Source organism: Veillonella sp. 6_1_27 (assembly GCF_000163735.1).
GTDB lineage: Bacteria > Bacillota > Negativicutes > Veillonellales > Veillonellaceae > Veillonella > Veillonella parvula_A.
Genome location: NZ_GG770216.1, coordinates 101378 through 117015, shown reverse-complemented (window position 1 = coordinate 117015; position 15638 = coordinate 101378). Strand labels below are relative to the sequence as shown.

At 39.2% G+C, this 15638-nt stretch carries 12 protein-coding genes; 3 read left to right on the top strand and 9 right to left on the bottom strand.

Features of this window, described 5'->3' with window-relative positions; genetic code table 11:
* Nucleotides 1-27 precede the first annotated feature (27 nt).
* From HMPREF0874_RS04455 to HMPREF0874_RS04430, 6 genes are all read right to left on the bottom strand, one after another.
* Nucleotides 28-606 carry a cob(I)yrinic acid a,c-diamide adenosyltransferase gene (locus tag HMPREF0874_RS04455; protein WP_004694402.1) on the bottom strand — a complete coding sequence of 193 codons (579 nt, stop codon included), beginning with the start codon at nucleotides 604-606 and terminating at the stop codon, nucleotides 28-30.
* Nucleotides 607-735: 129 nt separating this feature from the next.
* A complete protein-coding gene (locus tag HMPREF0874_RS04450; RefSeq protein ID WP_008601903.1) occupies nucleotides 736-1692 on the bottom strand; it encodes a M23 family metallopeptidase in 957 nt (318 codons plus the stop codon).
* A gap of 9 nt (nucleotides 1693-1701) precedes the next feature.
* The gene (locus HMPREF0874_RS04445; RefSeq protein ID WP_004694397.1) at nucleotides 1702-2223 is read right to left on the bottom strand and encodes a DUF4446 family protein; all 522 of its coding nucleotides are present in this window, start codon (nucleotides 2221-2223) and stop codon (nucleotides 1702-1704) included.
* Between the two features lie 207 nt (nucleotides 2224-2430).
* Nucleotides 2431-3696 carry a [FeFe] hydrogenase H-cluster maturation GTPase HydF gene (gene hydF, locus HMPREF0874_RS04440; RefSeq protein ID WP_008601902.1) on the bottom strand — a complete coding sequence of 422 codons (1266 nt, stop codon included), beginning with the start codon at nucleotides 3694-3696 and terminating at the stop codon, nucleotides 2431-2433.
* A 335-nt stretch (nucleotides 3697-4031) separates the two neighbouring features.
* The gene (locus HMPREF0874_RS04435; protein ID WP_008601901.1) at nucleotides 4032-4961 is read right to left on the bottom strand and encodes a ParB/RepB/Spo0J family partition protein; all 930 of its coding nucleotides are present in this window, start codon (nucleotides 4959-4961) and stop codon (nucleotides 4032-4034) included.
* Between the two features lie 179 nt (nucleotides 4962-5140).
* Nucleotides 5141-5911 carry a ParA family protein gene (locus HMPREF0874_RS04430; protein WP_004698040.1) on the bottom strand — a complete coding sequence of 257 codons (771 nt, stop codon included), beginning with the start codon at nucleotides 5909-5911 and terminating at the stop codon, nucleotides 5141-5143.
* Between the two features lie 921 nt (nucleotides 5912-6832).
* Here HMPREF0874_RS04430 and HMPREF0874_RS04425 point away from each other — a divergent pair.
* From HMPREF0874_RS04425 to HMPREF0874_RS04415, 3 genes are read left to right on the top strand one after another with little or no spacing between them, the layout of a single operon-like run.
* Nucleotides 6833-7600 (top strand): methionine synthase, encoded by a 768-nt coding sequence (locus HMPREF0874_RS04425; protein WP_039965172.1) that lies wholly within the window; start codon nucleotides 6833-6835, stop codon nucleotides 7598-7600.
* Nucleotides 7601-7647: 47 nt separating this feature from the next.
* Nucleotides 7648-10083 (top strand): homocysteine S-methyltransferase family protein, encoded by a 2436-nt coding sequence (locus HMPREF0874_RS04420; protein WP_008601894.1) that lies wholly within the window; start codon nucleotides 7648-7650, stop codon nucleotides 10081-10083.
* A gap of 21 nt (nucleotides 10084-10104) precedes the next feature.
* The gene (locus HMPREF0874_RS04415) at nucleotides 10105-10962 is read left to right on the top strand and encodes a methylenetetrahydrofolate reductase (RefSeq protein ID WP_083791380.1); all 858 of its coding nucleotides are present in this window, start codon (nucleotides 10105-10107) and stop codon (nucleotides 10960-10962) included.
* 309 nt (nucleotides 10963-11271) lie between these two features.
* Here HMPREF0874_RS04415 and rsmG read toward each other — a convergent pair whose 3' ends face one another.
* The 3 genes from rsmG to mnmE all read right to left on the bottom strand — a co-directional run bounded on the left by rsmG (nucleotide 11272) and on the right by mnmE (nucleotide 15456).
* Nucleotides 11272-12024 carry a 16S rRNA (guanine(527)-N(7))-methyltransferase RsmG gene (rsmG, locus tag HMPREF0874_RS04410; RefSeq protein WP_039965171.1) on the bottom strand — a complete coding sequence of 251 codons (753 nt, stop codon included), beginning with the start codon at nucleotides 12022-12024 and terminating at the stop codon, nucleotides 11272-11274.
* A 124-nt stretch (nucleotides 12025-12148) separates the two neighbouring features.
* Nucleotides 12149-14020, bottom strand: coding sequence for a tRNA uridine-5-carboxymethylaminomethyl(34) synthesis enzyme MnmG (gene mnmG, locus HMPREF0874_RS04405; RefSeq protein ID WP_008601888.1), 1872 nt, complete (start codon nucleotides 14018-14020; stop codon nucleotides 12149-12151).
* Nucleotides 14021-14070: 50 nt separating this feature from the next.
* Nucleotides 14071-15456 carry a tRNA uridine-5-carboxymethylaminomethyl(34) synthesis GTPase MnmE gene (mnmE, locus tag HMPREF0874_RS04400; protein WP_008601886.1) on the bottom strand — a complete coding sequence of 462 codons (1386 nt, stop codon included), beginning with the start codon at nucleotides 15454-15456 and terminating at the stop codon, nucleotides 14071-14073.
* Nucleotides 15457-15638 lie beyond the last annotated feature (182 nt).

Here is a 15638-nt window from a genome sequence, read left to right as displayed (position 1 = left end):
ACATCACCTCCTTAGGTGTTCCTATGATTAGTTTTCAATGCCCTTTCGAGCCATTACGCCTTGTAAGTAGTAATGTTTAATCTCTTTCATCTCCGTTACGAGATCGGCCTCATCAATTAATTCTTGAGGAGCCCCACGGCCCGTAAATACGAGTTCCGTTTCTGGATGACGAGCATCGAGTAAAGCTTTAGTTTTATCCCATGTAATGAGTTCAAAGAAGAGAGCCATATTGTACTCATCAAGTACAACAAGGTCGTACTCACCACTGCTGATCGCAGCGAGTGCACGTTCATAGCCTTTTTCGATAAGAGCCACATAATCCTTCGGAGGATTACCAGACTCAAAGACAACGACTTCATCGCCCCATTTAGCAAGTTCATCCTTACTCTTCATGCCTTCTTTGATGATAAAGAATGGCTTGCCCACAGTTTCTAACGTTAAATTTGTTAAGGTAGGTAAAATAGTATGTTCACTATATACTTTAGATTTCATAAATTGTAAGAAGAGGACTTTCTTGCCAGCGCCGATGGCACGAATGGCTAGGCCAATTGCGGCAGTTGTTTTGCCTTTGCCTTCGCCGGTATAAACTTGTACATAGGCCTTCATAGATATACCTCCGTTCATATACTTTTATTTTACAATATATATATACAAAAGGAAAGAAAAAGAACTTGCTATGAGCGCATATGCACGCATAACAAGTTCTTTTTAGGTCTTATATAAGCTTTTATATTTTTAATTGCTAATTGGTAAGAAGATCATAGGGTCTACAGGCGTATTGTTAAGGCGTACCTCATAGTGAACGTGGGCGCCCGTACTTTTACCAGTACTACCCATCAAAGCTATGGTTTGACCTTGTTTCACACTCATCCCTACCGTTACCAATACGGCACTATTATGGCCATAACGGGTAACAAAGCCATTGCCATGATCGATTTCAACGAGATTACCATAACCACCGCTTGTATACCCTGCAAAAGTTACCACCCCTGCCGCAGTAGCCACGATTTGGGAACCATAGTCATCGGCAATATCGATACCTTCATGGAATGCACCAATAGCACCCGTAACAGGGTCAACACGGCTACCAAATGGAGATGTAATAACGCCCTTACTTGGCCAAATACTAGGTGTCGTACTATTCACAGCACCACCAGAACCAGCGGAGAAATTGATGGATTGTAATGCCATCAAATCTTTTGCGCCACCATCGCGAAGGATATTGCGCATTGTATAGAAACTAACAAGCAATTTTTGTGCTTCCTTGTCCATTTTGGATAGTCGAGCCGATAATTGTGCCGCTGTTAACGTCTGTGCTTCACTATTATCAGCGGCTTCCTGCTTTGGGTCGCTACCATCCCCGCCACCTTGAGCTGGTGTGCCAGATTCAGCGCCCTTCAGCATTTGCTTATTCTCTTCACTAATTTGATTTAAGTTTTGAATTTTCTTATCCAGAACCTCTGTTTTTTGTTGTAACAATTTCAACTGTTCCGATTGTAATTGCGTTTGTTGACGTAATTGCACAACCTCAGCTTGACGCACGATGCCCCAAATACCGAGTACCAATGCCAAGATCAATACTACAGAACCAATAATAGCAACGAGTTTCGCTTGCTTGGTAGTTAATGTCAATATGCAGTTGTCACCATTTCTTTCAACTTTGTTTGAAATGAATGCCGGTATTTTCAACATAAAACTTCCTTATTTCGAGACGATAGCGCTCGTCAACGCTTCCTCATTGGTACGCTCACCCAACGCTTCGTTCAAACTTTCTAATTCTTCTTGTGAAAGACTTACTAAACTTTTACCTTTCACAATAGGTTTACTAAAAATACGAGATTCGCTACGACCGTAAATACTAGAGATACAGATACCATTATTGTTGCCATCTAGCAAGGTAAGCGCAAAGGACAAATCATTTCCGATATTTTCAAAGGCATTATACTTAATAAAGCCAATTTTTTGTATCGTATTACTCTGAATATTGCGGATTGCCACTTGCTCGGATAACAAGGACTCAAGGCCCTTCGCAGCATCGCGAATTTCACTGACCTCTACAGATAATTTACGCTCTAGGCTCGCACCATGCTCCCCTTGCATAAAGAAATCGTATTTCTTTTTCAAGCTACCTAAACGGATGTGTAAGATTACACAATATACGAATAACACTATAACAAGAACGATGGTAACCATGCCTATCCACGGTTGAATCGATTCGAACATGTATTTTCCTTCCTATACAATCATCAAAACTCCAACAGTTAATTATACCACTCCTATTGTGAAAGTTAAATGACTGCATGCAATTTAATTTAATATATCTAATATAGATAAACGATACCTATATAACAATGTATATAACAAGTATGTAATGTATATCTAAATGTATGTGTTACATACATATTACAATGCTATTTATTAGGCTATTTATTAGCCCTCTAGTTCGTCAACAAATGGGCTTATTGCTCGTTCTAGTATACCATGTAGAGCTGCTATGAGTACACCGTAATTTACAATGGGTGTACCTTGTACAACAGCGCATTCTATACGACGTAACACCTCACGGCGTGTTAGCATACAAGCACCACAGTGGATGATCAAATCATACTGTGATACATCCTTAGGGAATGCTCCCCCACTAGTGAATTCTAACTGTAAATCTGTATAACCTTGCTTCTTTAAAAGATTAGGTATTTTTACAGTCCCAATATCATCGCATTGACGACGATGTGTACAACCTTCACTGATAAGTACCTTGGAACCAGCTTTCAAATTCTTAATAGCCTTAACACCAGTGACTAAATCCTGTAATTTTCCCTTGAACCGTGCCATCAAAATAGAAAAGGACGTCAACGGAATCGAATCAGGCGTCAACTCATCAACCCGATCAAACGCTTGGGAGTCACAGATTACCATTTTAGGGGGATTCTTAAGCGAGTGAATCATAGCCGGTAATTCTTCTGTTTGGCAGACTAAAGCTAAACCTTTATGATCGAGAATTTCTCGGATAGTCTGTACCTGTGGCAAGATGAGTCGCCCCTTTGGTGCGGCACTGTCGATAGGACATACAAGAATGATTGTATCCCCCTCTTCAACTAAACCTTGTAAAAGAGTTTGCTCCCCTTCTACATCAAGTGGTGTTAGCCCACCGAGTAGATCAAGCAACTCTAATCGTTTCGCATCAGATGTGAAGTCAGCAGAGCCAATGACAGTAACCAATTCAGATAAACCTGTATGATCTGCTATATAACGCTCTCCCAGTTTATCTCTGCCTACACTAGCTTTAGACTCCGTTAAATTGTTTAGCGCCGCATTAATCTCATTAATAAAAAGTGCAACAGGTACATTATTTTGTTTCAAAAGACCTAACCAGTGCATATCGTCTGAGTTTGGCTCTTCATCGGTGCGAAGCACATAAACAGCCAAGTTAATCTTTTTCACGACCTCTTCTGTTTTCTCCATGCGCAATGCACCTAATTCAGTTGTATCATCTATACCAGCAGTATCAGTAATCACCACAGGGCCAAGTGGTAAAATTTCCATAGCTTTGCTTACAGGATCTGTTGTAGTCCCTGCCACATCGGATACTAACGATACAGGCTGATCAGTTAACATATTGATCAATGTAGATTTACCGGCATTACAACGGCCAAAAAAGCCAATATGTATGCGGTTTGCCTTAGGTGTTTGTTCCATAACCTATCCTTGTTACTTAACCTTCATATATATTACAAATATATTATAAAGCTTCTGATAAATTATCTAATAACTTATCCTATTATTTATTATAATCTCTTAAAATACAGTAAAAGCGCAGCCCGTAGACTACACTTTTACTGCAGATTGTTATTATTACTATTACGACTATTGCAATTGCTATAGCTGTTATTATTGTTATTGTTGTTATTATTATCGTTACTATTATTGTTGGTGTTACGGCTATTGCTATTGCTTTTGCTTTTGCTTTTGCTTTTGCTTTTGCTTTTGCTTTTGCTTTTGCTTTTGCTTTTGCTTTTGCTTTTGCTAGCCAATTATACTCTAAACTCTATTGTTTCCGCATCTTCTGTTTGATCTTGCCCATCCATATATGCAATAAGTCTTTCTAATTCAGCTTCAGAGGAGAAAGCAATTTCAATTTTTCCTTGTACTTTTTTGCCTGCACGGAATTTAATATTCACAGGGGACCCTAAGCTTAGTTTTAAACGGTCCATTAGGGCACGAACCTCTGCCGTATTTTGAGGTTTACCAGTCTTTGCTTTAGACGATTTATTTTGCATAGACTTAACAAGGGCCTCTGCTTGTCTAGCACTTAGCTCACCCTCTTTAATACGTTCAGCTGCTTCTATTTGTTGAGCTGCACTTCTTAACGCTAATAATGGACGAGCTTGACCAACCGTTAAATCACCTTCGATAAGATCCTTTTGTACAGAATCACATAATTTTAAAAGACGAACCATATTAGCAATATATGAACGGCTACGGCCAAGACGAGCAGAAATCATTTCTTGCGTTTGCTTATAAGTATCCATCAATCCTTGATAAGCCAATGCTTCTTCAATGGGATCTAATCCTTCACGTTGTAGGTTCTCTACAAGAGCAACCTCTGTCATTTCTTCGGTATTATATTTTTTAACAATAACTGGTACTGTTTTCAATCCAGCAATCATAGCAGCACGATAACGGCGCTCACCAGCTACAATTTGATATTTATTCTTTTGTTTACGAACTACAATCGGTTGGAAAATACCAAGATTCTTGATTGATTCAGCCAATGTAGCTAGACTATCTTCATCAAAACTTTTACGCGGTTGATCTACATTTGGAACTAACTCAGAAATTGGCAGTTCATGTATCTCCTTTTCAGGCAATACAGACTCTACAGAGTTAACCTTCATTAAATTCTCAAGGCCCTTCCCCAATCCAGACGCTTTGCTTTTTTTGCTTTTAATTTCTCTTGGCATACAACTAACCTCTCTCGGCCTTACAAATATTTACAAATTTAAAATATGTAAATCACGCAAACCACCAAAAACTAATATTCTTAGCATTAGATACATACATATAACAGATACTTATTACCTTTAGGTACTTACTTCGCTTTTGTGTTTATTGAGCTTTAATACTTATTTATCTCTAGTGCTTATTTAGTTTTAGATGCTTTAATTACCTCTTTAGCTAATTTCGTATATACATCAGCACCTTTGGATTTTGGATCATATACAATGATTGGCTCCCCATAACTAGGTGCCTCACTTAAACGTACATTACGAGGAATAATTGTTTTATATACTTTATTGCCAAAGAATTTTTTTACTTCATCGGCTACTTGAATCGATAAATTTGTGCGGCCATCAAACATAGTCAATAGCACGCCTTCAATTTCAAGATCCTTATTTGATGTTTGTTGTACAATTGTTATCGTTTTAACTAATTGACTAACCCCTTCCAATGCGTAAAATTCACTTTGAATCGGAATCAATACACTATCAGCAGCAGTGAAGGCATTTAATGTTAATAACCCGAGAGATGGTGGACAGTCAATAACGATAAAATCATATGTATCTCTTACTGACGCTAATGCTTTTTTCAACATTGTTTCACGTGAAACAACGGAAACTAATTCTACTTCAGCACCAGCTAGTTGAATTGTTGCAGGCGCCACAAATAGGTTTTCAAGCATTGTAGGTTGTACAATATCAGCAATTGGTTCTCCATCAATTAGAACATCATGCACACAGAGCTCTAAATCATCCTTTTCAATACCTAACCCAGAACTAGCATTACCTTGTGGATCCAAATCAACCAGTAATACTTTTTTACCTGCATCAGCTAAACAAGCACTCAAATTTACTGATGTTGTAGTTTTACCAACACCGCCTTTTTGATTAGTAATAGCTATAACTTTGCCCACTTAATTCACCTCACATCTTCGTTCAAAATATTTCTTTTCCATTATAACATAAAACAATGCTAATTACGGTATTTATAAATCAAATTCTCATTAATTTTTATCTACTATATTATTTTATTTATCTACTACATTTTTCCCACTTACATTTATATTACGCACATAAACTTATAGGTAAATAACTTCATTAATATAATTACAACACTTATTTTTTATTGTTTCACGTGAAACATAGCAATTTATTCCTTTACTATATAGTACAACACAAAATAAGAAAAATTACATCAAATGTTTTATAAGTTTTACGATTAAATGTTTCACGTGAAACATTTAAGGATTTAAATCTAACGCAAAAATTAAGTTGTAAAATTAATAAAAAATTTTACAGTAAAAAATTATCATATTAATATAAATCTATACCTATAGACAAATATACACAAAATTATTTTATATCATCTTTTTTATTTATAGAACAACACCATTAGCAAAAGGTATAAAGTAATCAACTTTTGATCGGTAACATTATATATAACAATAATATACGAAATGTAATGAACTAATATTAATATACTTATATACTCATAACAAATTATTAGATTATATTTAATAAATTGTTTCACGTGAAACATTATGGTTAACATTAAACATATAAAACCTTCATCACCAATAACTTTTATGAACAAAAATCATTTTGATATAACTTTAAACTATATCTATATACTACTAAATTATATGAGAATACAGGCCCCATATACTTTGACAGGTATTATTCATATCTATATACTATTAGTTAGATAGTAATTAGATTGATAATCTTAAGAGTCTAGAAAAATCACTTTATAAGATTTATATATACAATTAATAACAGTAAGCACACGCTCTACGGACACGCAGAGCTTTTTATTTTGAAGAGGAGGCGTTTCTATGCCCATCTATAACGGAATGCTTCCTGCCATCGATAAAGCAGAAGTAAAACGATACGCAGGACTTCGTCACGCTGAAGATTTCCCACAAAACTATGTTGACGAAGCATGTAAGGAAATCCAATTATTGGCTACACCTAGGGGTGTATATCAAGAATATGATTACGATGCAGAAACAAAAACAATTTTAAGCAATCCACCGCTTAAAATTGAAGGGTCTATCATTGAAAAACATCTAGAAAAATCTACTAAAGTATACGTATTAGGTGTAACAGTTGGAGAAGATGTAGAAATTCGTAGTGAGCAATTATTTAAACAAGGTAACTATACGGTAGGCTTATTACTTGATGCAGCAGCCACAACTGCTGTAGAACAGGTAGCTGATCAGGTAAACGAAGTAATCAATACAATTGCTAAAAAACAAGGCTATAAGCCAACTTGGCGTTTTAGCCCTGGTTATGGCAACTGGCCACTAGAAATCCAACCACAATTAGCTAAAATCATCAAAACAGAGATGATTGGCTTACAAGTAACAGAGAACTATTTATTATTCCCACGTAAGTCTGTAACGGCTATCATCGGTTTAATGCCAGCAAACGAAGATATTAAAACTAAACGAGGCTGTACATCTTGTTCACAACAAAACTGTGCATCTCGAAAATTACCAGAGAAAGCAACAGTCAACACCCAAGATGGGGGAGAAGAGGCAGGTAGTAAAACTACTGCCGACATTTCTGGTATTGCCATGAAGGGGCAACCAATACAATAGTGTTTCACGTGAAACATTGTAATTTAGGATGTTAAAGGAAGATGTTTATGTATATATTTGACGGTGCTATGGGCACAATGCTTCAAGCGGCAGGCTTAGAAGAGGGCTATTGTCCAGAGCTATTTAATATTGAAAGACCAGAAGTAGTAAAGGATATTCATGCACAATATTTACTTCATGGCAGTGATGTAATCACTACCAATACATTCGGTGCTTGTGGTCTTAAATTAGAAGATTATGATTTACAGGATCGCGTAAGAGAAATCAATATTGCAGCTGTGAAGGTAGCAAAAGAAGCCATTGCAGAGAATAAACCAACTGCTCGTGTAGCAGGTTCTATGGGTCCTACAGGCCGTTTTTTACAACCATTAGGCAATATGAGCTTTGACTCTATCTATGATACATATCGTGAACAAGCCGAAGCATTAATCGAAGGTGGCGTTGATTTTATTATCATTGAAACTATCATCGACGTACAAGAAATGCGTGCCGCTTTATTAGCCTCTTTAGATGCTCGTGAAGCAGCAGGGAAGACAAAAGATGATGTACAAATCATCTGTCAATTTTCTTTTAGTGAAGACGGTCGTACTATTACAGGTACACCACCAGCAGTAGCAACTACTATCGTAGAAGCTATGGGTGCAGATATCATTGGTATCAACTGTTCCCTTGGACCTGAGCAAATCACACCACTTATCGAAGAGATTGCAAGCGTTACAAATTTACCAATAAGCTGTCAGCCAAATGCTGGTATGCCTCAACTAATTAATAAACAAACTGTATTCCCACTCACAGCAGAAGAAATGGGTCCATTAATGCTTGCTATCGTTGATGCAGGGGCTAGTTATGTTGGTGGCTGCTGTGGTACAACACCAGCTCATATTCAATCTATTTCCAATGCTGTGAAAGCGCACACCCCAAAAGAACGTGCCCACATTGCACCTAAAACAATTATTACAAGCCGTACTAAACTTTTAGAGTTGGGCCATCATACAAAACCACTTATCATTGGCGAACGTATTAACCCAACTGGCCGTAAAGTCCTTGCTCAAGAATTACGCGATGGCTCTTTCATCCGTGTTAAACGTGATGCGTTGGATCAAGTAGAAGCTGGCGCAGATATCCTCGATGTAAACATGGGCGTAGCTGGCATGGATCAATCGCCCTTAATGGAACGTGCCATTTTCGAGTTATCCATGCTCGTGGAAACACCTTTATCCATTGATACATTAGACCCAGCAGCTATGGAAATAGCTCTTAAAAACTATCCAGGCCGTGCCCTCATTAACTCTGTAAATGGGGAGGAGGAGTCTATTACTCACGTAATGCCTTTGGCTAAACGGTATGGTGCAGCATTGCTTTGCTTGCCAATCTGTAGTGGTGACTTACCTGAAAAAGCAGAGGACCGCGTTGCTTTAGCTGAAAGCATCGTAAATCGCGCTTACGGTTATGGTCTTCACCCACATGATTTATTACTCGATCCATTAGTATTAACACTTGCCAGTGGTGAAGATAGTGCACGCCAAACATTGCGTACGCTACAGTTATATAAAGAAAAATTTGGCTTCCCAACAGTAATGGGCTTGTCCAATATCTCCTTCGGTATGCCTCAGCGTCCATATTTGAACGGCCAATTCTTAACAATGGCCCTCGCATGTGGCTTAACAACACCGATTATGAATCCACTCAATTATCCAGCCAAAAAAGCATTTGTATCTAGTACTACCTTACTAGGCTGGGACCCAGGTTCTGCTGAATTTATTAAAGAATACGGCTATGAAGACGAAACTACCGCTCCTGGTAACACTGCTCCTAAAGGGCCAGATAAAAAATCCTTCGATAGTAATGATCCTTTAGCCAATATTCGCGCATGTGTAGAACAAGGCGAAAAAGAAGCTATCATTGATCTTGTAAAAAAAGCCTTAGCAGATGGTATCGATCCATTAGATCTTACGAAAAAAGGCTTATCTGAAGCGATGAACGTAGTGGGGGATAAGTTTGGTTCTGGTAAGTTATTCTTACCACAAGTAATGCTTGCTGCTGAAACAATGCAGGCTGCTTTCAACACCATTAAAGAAATTATTCCTGCTAGTGAAAGCTTAGATAAAGGCACCGTTGTCGTAGCTACAGTTAAAGGCGACATTCACGATTTAGGTAAAAATATCGTAGCAGCATTGCTCGAAAACAATGGTTACAAAATCGTCGACCTTGGTAAGGACGTTGACCCAGAAGTTATCGTACAAGCCATTAAAGATAACAAAGCTGCCCTCGTTGGCATCTGTTCCTTGATGACGACTACCATGCCACAAATCGACAATACTATCGCTGCTATCCGTGCAGCAGGCCTTAAAACTAAGGTCATGGTTGGTGGCGCCGTAGTATCTCAAGACTACGCAGACCAAGCAGGTGCAGATATCTACGCTAAGGACGGTATCGCTGCTGTTAACCATGCTAACGATTTCTTTGAAACACTAGAAAAATAATGTATAGTAACGAGGTACATGATGACATTAAGAGAAAAACATCAACAAGGGCAGTTCACCATTACTGTTGAATTGGATCCTCCTAAAAGCAGTTCTGCAGAAAAGACCTTCGAACAAGCAGCCCGTTTGAAAGGGAAGGTGGATGCTATCAACATCGCTGATAGCCCTATGTCCAAAATGCGCATGAGCCCAATTTCTCTTTCTTATTTGTTACAACATAACAAAGAAATTGAAACTATTTTCCACCTTACATGCCGCGACCGTAATATTATCGGATTGCAATCTGAATTACTCGGTGCAGCAGCATTGGGCGTGCATAATATTTTAACACTCACTGGTGATAAACCAGATAATGGGGACCATCCATTTGCACAATCCGTATTTGAAGTCGACTGTATGGGACTACTTAACATCGCTAAGACATTAAATGCAGGCAAAGACCTGGCAGGTAATGACCTAGATGCACCTACGAACTTCTACATCGGTGCCACTGGTAATCCTGGTGCTCCAGATTTAGAGATTGAACGCCAAAAATTAGCTGCTAAAATTCAAAATGGCGCTCACTTTGTACAAACACAACCAATTTACGATTTAGAACAGGCAAAACGCTACATTGACAAGATGTCTGAATTCGATGTACCTATCATGCTCGGTTTGATTCCACTTAAAAGCTTTAAAATGGCTACATACCTCCATGAAAAAGTGCCTGGAATCAATCTTACTCAAGAAATATTGGACCGCATGGAAAAAGGTGGTAAAGAAGCGGGTACAGAAATTGCAATCGAAACACTTGAACAAATCAAGAAAATGGCAGCAGGCGTACATATTATGCCTTTAAATGATATCGATACAACATTATATATTATTGATCACCTATAAAGTCATTCTGAGATTAACATATAACACCTTTCCCACGACCTCCATAGTGAACTAAGTCGTTCTTAGGGAAAGGTGTTATATGTATCTTTATCTCCGCCTCATATAGTGAACAAAATATATAATTTTGTCGTAAACGATATCATTTAATAGATATAGAGTGGGGGAGGGCATACGAACTAATTCGTTACTAAGAAAAGGAAAAGAGGATGCAGATCTAAGATTTGCATCCTCTTTTCCTTTATGTAGCAATATAGCATAGGGTTTATTTATATTAATATATATTAGTTTCTACGCCTAAATCATTAACTGCTATACTAACGGTTTATCTTTGATTTCTTTTGGTTTTCGTGGGTATTGTTTCGGTGTTTTTCCCGTTTTCTTCATATATAAGATTGCACGTTTATCGTCTAAGGTTGGCAACGTAACGGTTCTTACTTCTTCGATAGTAGCTTTTAGTGTGCTAAGGGCTTTATTAGATTCTTTAACTTCTTCTTCGTAGATAGCGCCTTTTAAAGCAACTATGTATCCACCTTCTTTTACATATGGCACAGTCCATTCTAAAAGAATCGGCAAGCGTGCCACGGCACGGCTCGTAGCAATATCAAAGCTTTCACGATAATCTTGGTGACTCAAATCCTCCGCACGTCCGTGTAAGGTAGTACAGTTCGTCAGTTTTAGTTTATCTATAACCGATTCCAAAAAGGTAAGCCGCTTTTTCAAAGAATCAAACAGGGTAACCTTGAGGCTACGGTCATAGATAGCCAATGGAATACCAGGGAAACCTGCACCGGTACCAACATCGATAATCGTCATGCCAGATTTGATAATTTCAGAATCATAACAGGAGAGGGAGTCAATCATATGCTTAACCACGACCTCTTTCATGTCTATGATACCCGTTAAATTGAGATATTTATTTGTTTCAATCATATGCGCATAATACATGTAAAGGTCTTTGGCTTGCTCTTCCGTACAAGGCAAGCCAAAACGGCTCATTTGCTCCATCATGTACGAAACAAATTCAGACTGAGGTGCTATAGGCACATCGTATTTTTCTTTCATAAGTACTCCTAATGAATTGTCTAATATGTATAGGACAATAAGATTTGTAGGAAATATCTTTTAAAATCTGTAAGAAATATCTTCTAAAAAGTTCATATAAAATGCATGTTTTTACATGCTATTTTTATTTACTTCTGTTGTATTGTTCGAGTTGGATCAACAGAACAGATACGTCCGCAGGTGATACGCCAGAGATACGGCTTGCTTGGCCGATGGAGTGAGGACGAATTTTGTTGAGCTTTTGTTGAGCTTCAAGGGAAATACCCTTGATTTGTGTATAGTCCCATTCTTTTGGAAGAATTTTTTCTTCTAGTTTACGAACCTTATCGACTTGCTCCATTTGTTTTTTGATGTATCCTTCGTAGGTAATGGAAATGTCGACAGCTTCCTCTACATCAGATGTATAGCGTTTCAAACCAAATGCATCGGCTACGATAGTATAGGAAAGTTCATTACGTTTTACTAAATCATAAGCGTGAATACCTGTTCTAATAGGTGCTGTACCTAAACTTTCAAGCAAAGCTTGTGTTTCCTTGGATGGGTTGACAGGTGTATTTCGTAACATGTCCATTGCTTCTTCGATAGCAGCTTTCTTGGCTGTAAATTTGGCCCAACGATCATCTTTTACAAGACCGATTTCACGGCCTTTTTCCGTAAGACGCATGTCTGCATTATCTTGACGAAGTAATAAGCGGTATTCACTGCGGCTTGTCATCATGCGATACGGTTCATTTGTACCTTTTGTTACAAGATCATCGATGAGAACACCGATATACGCTTCAGAGCGAGCAAGGATAAACGGTTCTTTACCTTCAAGCCACAATGCTGCGTTGATACCAGCCATGAGGCCTTGAGCAGCCGCTTCTTCATAGCCAGATGTACCATTGGCTTGACCCGCAGAGTAGAGACCTTCAATATTTTTCACTTGAAGTGCTGGTGTCAATTGCGTTGGATTCAAGCAATCGTATTCGATAGCATAGGCAGGACGCATAATTTCAACATTCTCAAGCCCTGGAATAGTACGCAAGAACGCATATTGTACATCCATTGGAAGAGATGTACTCATACCTTGTACATACATTTCATTTGTACCCGTACCTTCTGGTTCTACGAATAATTGATGGCGTTCTTTATCGGCAAAGCGCACTACTTTATCTTCGATGGAAGGGCAGTAGCGAGGGCCTACGCCTTCGATTTTGCCACTATACATAGGAGCGCGGTGAATATTGCTATGAATGATTTCGTGCGTTTCTTTGTTAGTATACGTCAACCAACATACATCTTCATTACGGTTAATCCATTCATCCATGAAGGAAAATGCGTGATGATGTGCATCGCCTTCTTGAACTACCATATTTTCGAGGTTTAAAGTACGTTTATCTACACGTGCTGGTGTACCCGTCTTAAAGCGCATCAATTCAACACCATTATCGAGCAAGGATTGAGAGAAATGTTCTGCTACACGTTGGCCATTTGGACCGCCCACATAATCGATATCACCGATGAGGATTTTACCTTTCAAATAGGTACCCGTACAAAGAATAACAGCCTTAGCACCGTAGAACTCGCCAAGTTCCGTAACGATACCTGTGACCTTGCCATCCTCAACCTTAAGCTCTGTCACCATGATTTGCTTAACATTGAGATTATCTGTATTCTCCAATGTTTGTTTCATCAAATGTTGGTATTTAATCTTGTCGGATTGACAACGCAAAGAATGAACGGCAGGTCCTTTACCCATATTGAGCATACGCATTTGAATAGCCGTAGCATCCGCGTTGATACCCATTTGACCGCCTAATGCGTCAACTTCGTAAACAAGATGGCTTTTACCAGGACCACCCACGGCAGGGTTGCACGGCATAAGCGCAATATTATCTAAACTGATGGTCGCCATCAACGTGCGATGACCCATGCGGGCAGTGGCGAGAGCCGCCTCACAACCAGCATGACCACCGCCGATGACAATGACATCATAATTATCTACTGTGTACATATCAATTAAATTCCTTATATTTGTTACTTATCTTATTGTGAAAGTTTAAATCATTTACCAAGGCAAAAACGACTAAACAATTCATCTATCATGCTTTCTCGGATGGTATCACCTGTGATGTCGCCTAGTAGTTCCCAGGCACTGCGCAGGTCGGTAGCTACAAAGTCTACTGGCATGTCCATGTCGATGGAGGAGAGGGCTTGTTCGACTTGTGCCTTTGCTTGTTCCATAAGGCTAATGTGGCGCACGTTACTAATCATGGCGCTGTTGTCTTGTTTTACGCGACCGCCATAGACGAGTTCTTGTACCCATTTAGAAAGAACTGCAGAGCCTTCGCCTTCTTTGGCGCTAATGCGTTCAATGGCCGTAAAGGTGCCGTGTTCTTTAATATTTTCATCTGTAACGACTTGTGCCACGTCGGACTTATTGAGAAGTACGATGGTGTTCAAACCGCTCACAGAGGTCAAAATTTCGATTTCTTCAGGGTTTAACGGAGTAGATCCATCAATAACGCAGAGCACGATGTCTGCTTTGTTGATATAATCGCGAGCACGCTCCACACCAAGGGCTTCTACCGTATCTTGTGTGTCCCGAATACCTGCCGTATCGATGAGGCGCAGAGAAATGCCTTCTACGGTCATATATTCTTCAATGCTGTCCCGTGTTGTACCAGGAATATCCGTTACGATAGCGCGGTTTTCGCGCAAAAGAGCGTTCATGAGGCTCGATTTACCTGCATTTGGACGGCCTACAATAACCGTCGTAATACCGTCCCGAATGAGGCGACCTGTATTCGCTGTGGACAAAAGATCATCCATAGCTTTCAAAATAGGCTGTAATTGATCACGAACCTCTTGGCTCGTTACGTCCTCGATATCCTCCTCAGGATAGTCGATGGTTACCTCTAAATGAGCAATCATAGCGATGAGCTGTTCTCGCACATCTTTCACAAAAGACGAAACGGTCCCATCGAGCTGAGATACAGCGAGAGAGAGGGAGTCCTCCGTTTTTGCTTCAATAATATCAATGATCGCCTCCGCTTGGGTGAGGTCGATACGTCCGTTCATAAAGGCGCGCTTCGTAAATTCACCGGCCTCAGCCATGCGTACATCATGATTAACGAGCAATTTTAGAATTTGTCGAACTGGCACAATGCCACCGTGACACTGGATTTCCACCACATCTTCCGCCGTATAGGAATGAGGTCCTTTCATTAATAGTACAAGAACCTCGTCGATGGTCTTGTTCGTCATCGGATCCACAATGGTCCCATATTGAATCGTTCTATTTTGGCGGTCCATCAAAGGAACGGTGCCAACGCTCTTGAACAGGCTATTTACAATAGGAAAACTATCCTTGCCGCTGACTCGAATAATACCAACCCCACCAATGCCGGGCGGTGTCGCAATGGCCGCTATTGTATCATCTATATACATACATATCTCCGTATTTCGATTATCTATTATTTGTTTTTGTATATGTTCTTCGCCTGTGAAAGTTAAACTAAACTAATCTTTGCATGCGAAGATTAACTTAGGTTAGCTTTCACCATAACCTAAAGAATAAAGGGAACAGCCCTCAAGTAACGGAAAATCCTAGCTACTTGAAAGCTGCACCA